At 69.9% G+C, this 4,276-nt stretch carries 4 protein-coding genes; 3 read left to right on the forward strand and 1 reads right to left on the reverse strand.

The features are described 5' to 3' along the window. Positions 1 to 75 precede the first annotated feature (75 nt). Entirely contained in the window at positions 76 to 474 is a 399-nt protein-coding gene (locus HY68_RS11270; protein WP_041987610.1) for an RNA-binding S4 domain-containing protein, read from the forward strand. Here HY68_RS11270 and HY68_RS11275 read toward each other — a convergent pair. Further along, on the reverse strand, positions 461 to 2,152 hold the full coding sequence (locus HY68_RS11275; RefSeq protein ID WP_041987612.1) for a cytochrome c biogenesis protein CcdA: 1,692 nt from the start codon (positions 2,150 to 2,152) through the stop codon (positions 461 to 463). The two genes, HY68_RS11270 and HY68_RS11275, sit on opposite strands and share 14 nt — an antisense overlap. Positions 2,153 to 2,386: 234 nt before the next feature. Here HY68_RS11275 and HY68_RS11280 point away from each other — a divergent pair, with 234 nt between their 5' ends. Continuing rightward, entirely contained in the window at positions 2,387 to 3,283 is an 897-nt protein-coding gene (locus HY68_RS11280; protein ID WP_241778534.1) for a D-alanyl-D-alanine carboxypeptidase, read from the forward strand. Positions 3,284 to 3,451: 168 nt separating this feature from the next. Next, positions 3,452 to 4,009, forward strand: coding sequence for a hypothetical protein (locus HY68_RS11285; RefSeq protein WP_157874318.1), 558 nt, complete (start codon positions 3,452 to 3,454; stop codon positions 4,007 to 4,009). Positions 4,010 to 4,276 lie beyond the last annotated feature (267 nt).

The raw sequence follows: 4,276 nt of genomic DNA on the forward strand, positions 1-4,276 counted from the left end.
CCGCCGCGCCACCACGCCGGGGTCCGCGTCCGAATTTCACGAGCCGGGTCCTGGTGTGGTCGTTACCCTCGGAGTATGGCTTCTGAGGGAACGAGCGAGGGCACGGCGCGGGTCGACACCTGGATCTGGTCCGTACGCCTGACCAAGACGCGCTCCCAGGCGGCGGCGGCCTGCCGCGCGGGCCACGTCCGCGTCAACGGGGAGCGGGTGAAGCCCGCGTACACGGTCAAGGCGGGCGACGAGGTCCGGGTCCGGCACGCGGGCCGTGAGCGGGTCGTGGTCGTCTCCCTGATCGTCCGCAAGCGGGTCGGCCCGCCGGTCGCCGTGACCTGCTACGTCGACAACAGCCCCCCGCCGCCGCCCCGCGAGTTCGTCCTCCCGATCGCGATCCGCGACCGGGGCGCGGGCCGGCCCACCAAGCGGGACCGCAGGGAGCTGGACCGGCTCCAGGACCCGGGCTCTAACCGAACGTGAACGAGTAGGCGCTCAGCCCCGGCGACAGCGTGACGTCGAGCGTGCCGCTCTGCTGGTCCTCGGCGCTGAGCAGCGGATAGATGTCGGGCGCGCCGGAGATCCGGTAGGTGGTCGTCCTGCCGTTGATCTTCGCCGTCACCGTGCCCGTACCGCCCACGTCGAGGTAGATGTCGTTCGCCAGGTAGTTGAGCCGGATGCCCGAGCGTCCCTCGGCGGTGACGGCCTCGCCGCCGACCTTCCAACTGCCACTGAGCGCGAAGGTGTTGGGCGGCTGTGAGGCGGGATAGCTGAAGTCCCGGGTGCCCGCGGGCAGTGGCGTGCCGGCCGCGTAGGTGTTGGCGCGCTCCGAGCCGAGGTAGGTCTCCGGCGTCATCTGCGGGGAGCTGGGTGTCGTGTCGCTGACGTGCGTGGCGGTCGGCAGCTTCACCGTGGGGTGCGCGGCGGTGAGCAACTGCCGGATCAGCGCCTCGGTGCCGTCGTAGTCGCCCTCGCCGAGCGCGACGTGCCGCACCTCGCCCTTCGCGTCGATCAGATACTCGGCGGGCCAGGAGTCGTTACCGAAGTTGTCCCAGGTCGTGTACTTGTTGTCGAGCGCCACGGGATAGCTGACACGCAGCCGCTTCGCCCCCGCGGCGACGTTGCCGGGGACGTGTTCGAAGGCGTACTCGGGGGTGTGCACGCCGATCACCTCGAACCCGGCGGCCCGGTAGGTGTCGTACCAGGGTTCGACATGGGTGATGGCGCGCTGGCAGTTGATGCACGAGTACGCCCAGAAGTCGACGAGGACGACCTTCCCCTTGAGCGAACTCGCGCTGACCGGAGCGCCGTTCGGGGTGTTCAGCCACTGCTGGATCCCGGAGATCGCGGGCGCCTTCCCGCAGTCCTCCAGGGTCTCGGACGGCTGCTGGGCGCAGTCCGCGAGCGACGCGCTCCCGCCGGAGCCGCCGAGCCTGGCCGCGGCCCCGCCCTGGCCGTCGAGCGCGTTGTTGAGGGTGGCGGTGTAGTCGGGCACCGCGCGCTGGAGCACGTCGGTGACGTTGAACGTGAGCGCGACGGCGAGCGCGATCACCACGACCCCGGCCAGCACCCGCAGCCCCCGCTGGCGTTCGCGGAACGCCCGTACCCGCTCGGCGACGCCCTGTCCCGCGAGGGCGAACCCGAGCAGCGGCAGTGCGGTCCCGACGGCGAAGGCCACGGTCAGCAGCACGGTCCTGACGCCGATCCGCCCGGTGGCGCCGGCGACGGTGATGGCGGCGAGCACAGGGCCGGCGCACGGCACGTACACCGCGCCGAGCGCGAGTCCGAGCACGAACCCGCCGTGCTCGGCCCGTACCCGGCGCTGCGGGATCCAGTTGAACGGCTTCTCCAGCAGATGCTGCACGGCCGGCACCATCATGGCGACCCCGAGCACGACGAGCACCACGAGCCCCGCCCACCGGACGGTGTCGTCGGGCAGCGGCAGCGCACTCAGGATCAACGTCCCGAGCAGGGTGAACACACTGAAACTGAGGGCGAGTCCGAGCACGATCAGATACGGCCGACGGCCGGGCCGGCCCGCCGGCCGTTCCCCGGACCGCACCCCGCCGGACAGGAACACGACGGGCAGCACCGGCAGGACACAGGGCGAAATCCCCGTGATCAGCCCGCCGACGAGCCCGATCAGCACCAACGTGACCACAGGCGACCTCCCGCACGGACGGACAGGCCGAGCCTACGACCCTAACCTGTGCGCCCGGGGCCGTGCCCGGTTCGTACGGGGGCGTCGACCGAGGGGCCGGCCATCGGGTACAACATGGCTCGTACACCGGGAAAATTCTCATGAAACGCACATCCATTGGTCCGTCTCGCGCATCTCATGAGCAAGCGGCGACCTCAGACAGCCGCACCGCTTTGGGTATTTGGAGTATTCATCTTGAAAACCGGCATTATGGGCATCCGGCGCCTGTCCGCTGTCGTCGTGGTCACCGCGGGCTCCGTCGCCGCCGCCGGGGCGTTCGCCCTCCCGGCGCAGGCCGCCGCCGCGCCCAAGACCCCGACCATTGTCGCCAAGGGCGGCTTCGTGATGAACAACGGCACCGGCAAGAGCCTTTACACCAAGGCCGCCGACACCCGTCGTTCCACCGGGTCGACCACGAAGATCATGACGGCGCGGGTGGTGCTCGCGCAGAAGAACCTCAACCTGGATTCCAAGGTCACGGTCCAGAAGGCGTACAGCGACTACATCGTCTCGAAGAACGCCTCGTCGGCCCGGCTGATCGTCGGCGACAAGGTCACCGTGCGGCAGCTGCTGTACGGGCTGATGCTGCCGTCCGGCTGCGACGCCGCGTACGCGCTGGCCGACAAGTTCGGCACGGGCTCGACGCGCGCCGCGCGGGTGAAGTCGTTCATCGGGAAGATGAACTCCACCGCCAAGACGCTCGGTCTGAAGAACACGCACTTCGACTCGTTCGACGGCATCGGCAGCGGTTCGAACTACTCGACCCCGCGCGACCTGACGAAGCTCGCCAGCAGCGCCATGAAGTACTCCACCTTCCGTACGGTCGTGAAGACCAAGTCGACCAAGCAGAAGGTCACCACCAAGACCAACGGCTACCGCTACATGACGTGGACCAACACCAACAAGCTGCTGGGCAGTTACTCCGGCACCATCGGCATCAAGACGGGCTCGGGGCCCGAGGCCAAGTACTGCCTGGTCTTCGCGGCCACCCGCAGCGGCAAGACCGTCATCGGTACGGTCCTCGCGTCCTCCTCGGAGGCCAACCGCACGGCGGACGCCAAGAAGCTGATGGATTACGGCTTCAAGAAGTAGCACCGCGCCAACTCCCGTACGCGGCAGCGCCTCGCACACCCGGGCGATCTCCGGATCGCCCGGGGCCGGGGTTACCGCGATCCGCTGCGGCCTGCGACGATGGAAGCAGGCGCGCCGCGGGTTGGCGCACGTGTACAGCGGGCGGGAGGGCACGTGGCAGAGGTGTTCATGCGGCGCCTGAGTCGGTGGCAGGCGGAGCAGCAGCGGGAAGCCGTGGCTGACGTGTACGTCGAGGCGTACCAGCGGGTGCACGGCGAGGAGTTCCACGACCGGCAGCGATTCCTCGAAGCCTTCGCCAGGGACGTGCAGCGCCCCGGCTTCGACATGATGGTGGGCAGCGGCAGCGGGGGCGCCGAGTCGGCGGGTTACGCGTACGGGTTCCTGCTCGACAGGGCGGGCGAGTGGTGGCGCGGCATCGGCCGTGACACCCCGTGGGACGTGGAGGAACTGACCGTCTCCGGGCAGGTGTTCGCGCTCGCCGAGCTGATGGTCGTGCCGGCCTTCCGGCGGGACAAGGTGGCGACGCGGCTGCTGGAGCAGCTGCTCGTACGGACGGACGCCTCGCTGGTGACGGCGAGGGTCGACCCGGACAACGCGGCGGCGGTCGGCGCGCTCAGATCCTGGGGCTGGGTCCCGCTGGGGGCCGTCACCGGCACGGTCTCCTCGGTCCCCTCGCTCGGCTCGGGCACGGCGACCGAGATCTGGGGCCGCGCGCTCAAGGGCTGAGCGCGCAAGGGGTGAGGCGTCGAAGGTGTGTGCGGGGCCAACTGTGCGCCCGTAGTGCGCGTTTCCCGCTGGGCCGCGGTGTGGCTTAGGCTCACCTAAGTATCTGGTGGCCGGTGCGTACGGGGGGACGTGGGGGGCTGCCGCGCGCCACCTCCGCCGTCAGTCTCCGTACCGCACATTCCGGAGTCGAGCCATGACCCTGTCACCCAGCACTCTGCCCGCGATTCTCCAGGAGGCGGCCCTCGGTCCTGCGGCCCCCGGCCCGGG

This window comes from Streptomyces sp. AcH 505, assembly GCF_000818175.1.
GTDB lineage: Bacteria > Actinomycetota > Actinomycetes > Streptomycetales > Streptomycetaceae > Streptomyces.

Excerpts from the sequence above, each read along its gene's own strand:
- HY68_RS11270 (WP_041987610.1), top strand. The coding sequence starts at position 76 with ATGGCTTCTGAGGGAACGAGCGAGGGCACGGCGCGGGTCGACACCTGG.
- HY68_RS11285 (WP_157874318.1), top strand. The coding sequence starts at position 3,452 with ATGCGGCGCCTGAGTCGGTGGCAGGCGGAGCAGCAGCGGGAAGCCGTG.